Source organism: Robbsia betulipollinis (assembly GCF_026624755.1).
Lineage (GTDB): Bacteria > Pseudomonadota > Gammaproteobacteria > Burkholderiales > Burkholderiaceae > Robbsia > Robbsia betulipollinis.
The window spans coordinates 1-2,149 of record NZ_JAPMXC010000025.1 but is presented as its reverse complement, the minus strand read 5'-3'; the positions used below and the strand labels follow the sequence as shown (position 1 = coordinate 2,149).

Sequence of the window (2,149 nt, the reverse complement as noted above, 5' to 3'; positions counted from 1 at the left end):
TGATCTCGGCCTCCATCTCCGACACACCCAGCTTCACGCGGGTGGCGGCCGGGGCTGCGCCAGAGACGCCCGCCACGCCATTACGCTGCTGCTTGCGTGCCCAGTTGCCTATCGTCGCCACCGGTACCCCGAGGCGGCGTGCCGCCTCGTTATGCCCTACAGAATTGGCCAACCTTGCCGCTTCCGTGCGAAATTCCTCGGTGTAGCGACGATTCGGTACGTTCTTTTCGACCATCTCGACCTCCGTTCAACAGATTATCCAACATCTCTGCTGTACGTCGTTTCGAGGCATGGTCAGGTAGTCTGCTGGGTCAAAGTTAGTGATTTCCTCGGTCATAAGATCTTCCCCATTGAAATTCAAGCTTCCGCGCCCGGCGGCCGTCAGATAGGATCATTTTAGCGACGGAAAAAACAGAATCAGCAACGTAAGCGTCCAGCCAGTACATCTTCTCCGTCCGATCTAAAAGCGCGAGGATTGCCGATTTCATAACGGAGTCGGATGCGATGAGAGAAGAGCCGGATGTAGTCGAGGTCAAGCCGTCGACAGCACGTCGACGCTTCAGTAAGACGTTCAAGCGGGAGTTGGTGGAACAGACGTTGCGCCCCGACGTCTCGATGGCCGCGGTGGCGTTAGCCAACGGCCTCAACACGAACCAGCTTGCCCGGTGGCGGCGCGAGAATTTATTGGATACGGGTGCCAGTCCGATGCCGTTGCCCGCACTGGTACCCGTCAGGATGATCGAACCCGCGCCGCTCGCGGCGTCTCAGCCTGGGGCCACCCCGCCCGTGTCAGGCGAGATCGAGTGGCGGCAGGGGGCGAACACGATCGTGCTGCGTGGCACGGTTGATGAGGGCGCGTGGTGCTTGCTGCTGGCTCATCTACGAGGCGCACGTTGATCGGTCTGCCCGGTGGCACGCAGGTCTGGCTGATCGCCGGTGCCACCGACATGCGCCGGGGCTTCAACGGCCTGGCCGCCATCGTCCAGAACACGCTTGCCTCGAACCCCTTCTGCGGCCACGTGTTCGTCTTCCGCGGGCGCCGCGGCGATCTCATTAAAGTGCTCTGGTGGGACGGCCATGGCCTGTGTCTGCTGAGCAAACGTCTGGAGCGCGGGCGCTTCGTCTGGCCCCAAGTTGCCACCGGTGGCGTGCATTTGACCGCAGCGCAGCTCGCGATGCTGCTTGAGGGCATCGACTGGCGCCACACGGTACGCACCGCCCCGACGCTGGCTGCGTGAGGCGGAGGTTGTAAACGTCCCGCGGCGCCGGTAACATGGCGGCCATGGCCGCGTCACGTCCCCCTCCCGATCCCTTGCCCGACGACGTCGAGGCGCTTAAACGCATGGTCGAGCGCCTGAGCGGCGAGGTCCGCGCGCTCGAAGTGGCCGCCGACGTGCGCTCGTTGCTCATCGAGAACCTGCAGATCCAGATCGCGGCGCTACGGCGGGCGATGTACGGCCGTAAATCCGAGAAGATGGAACAGGAGGTCGGGCAACTCGAGCTCAAGCTCGAGGAGGTGCTGCTCGACAAGGGTGAGGATCCGCCTCCGCAAACGCCCGAGGCCATCGAGCGGACCCAACGCACGCGCAAGCCCCTGCCCGAGCATCTGCCGCGTGAGACGATCGATCACGCGCCCCCGCACGATCAGTGCAGCGTTAAGCATCCACGCTGGCACAACGATCACGATGCCTGCCGAAGCCTCAACGTGCACCACTTCGCCAGTGGCTCGCTGTTCGCTGTACTGACGCCTCACCCGGCGTCCATACAATGGATGCCACCTGTAGAAGACTTCTACTTCTTGCGCGATATGCGCAGAATGACCCAGTGATTGCGCTTGGGCGTAAAAACTATCTGTTCGCGGGCTCGGATGCCGGTGGCCACCGGGCGGCGGCGATGTACAGCCTCATCGGCACAGCCAAACTCAACGGCCTGGACCCCGAGGCATATCTGCGCGAGGTGCTCACGCGCATCGCCGATCATCCGGTCAACCAGATCGATGATCTACTGCCGTGGACGCTGATGGGTTCAACTCCCGCGTCATCGCGCGTCTGAAAATAGGTCCCCGCTTACGAAAATAAGTGGGGACCTAACGGGCGGGCATCCCACGCTTCATCTAGCCCGAACTCAGCCAAATCCACCAAGCAAGATG

Annotated in this window: 4 protein-coding genes and 1 pseudogene; 4 read left to right on the top strand and 1 reads right to left on the bottom strand. The window is 62.3% G+C overall.

The features are described 5' to 3' along the window. The coding region (locus OVY01_RS22850; RefSeq protein WP_267849861.1) for a transposase at positions 1–235 on the bottom strand (235 nt) is incomplete at its 3' end. A gap of 269 nt (positions 236–504) precedes the next feature. On the opposite strand from OVY01_RS22850, the gene tnpA reads away from it, so the two are divergent. From tnpA to OVY01_RS22830, 4 genes and pseudogenes are all read left to right on the top strand, one after another. Beyond that, the gene (gene tnpA / locus OVY01_RS22845; RefSeq protein ID WP_267849940.1) at positions 505–897 is read left to right on the top strand and encodes an IS66-like element accessory protein TnpA; all 393 of its coding nucleotides are present in this window, start codon (positions 505–507) and stop codon (positions 895–897) included. Continuing rightward, a complete protein-coding gene (gene tnpB, locus OVY01_RS22840; RefSeq protein ID WP_267849939.1) occupies positions 894–1,238 on the top strand; it encodes an IS66 family insertion sequence element accessory protein TnpB in 345 nt (114 codons plus the stop codon). The genes tnpA and tnpB overlap by 4 nt, the downstream gene beginning before the upstream one ends. Before the next feature lie 74 nt (positions 1,239–1,312). Beyond that, complete coding sequence (locus OVY01_RS22835; protein WP_267849938.1) at positions 1,313–1,828, top strand: transposase; 516 nt, start codon at positions 1,313–1,315, stop codon at positions 1,826–1,828. Further along, a pseudogene (locus OVY01_RS22830) lies at positions 1,828–2,052 on the top strand (transposase domain-containing protein); the annotation flags it as partial. The gene OVY01_RS22835 and the pseudogene OVY01_RS22830, both read left to right, overlap by 1 nt. Between the last annotated feature and the right edge of the window lie 97 nt (positions 2,053–2,149).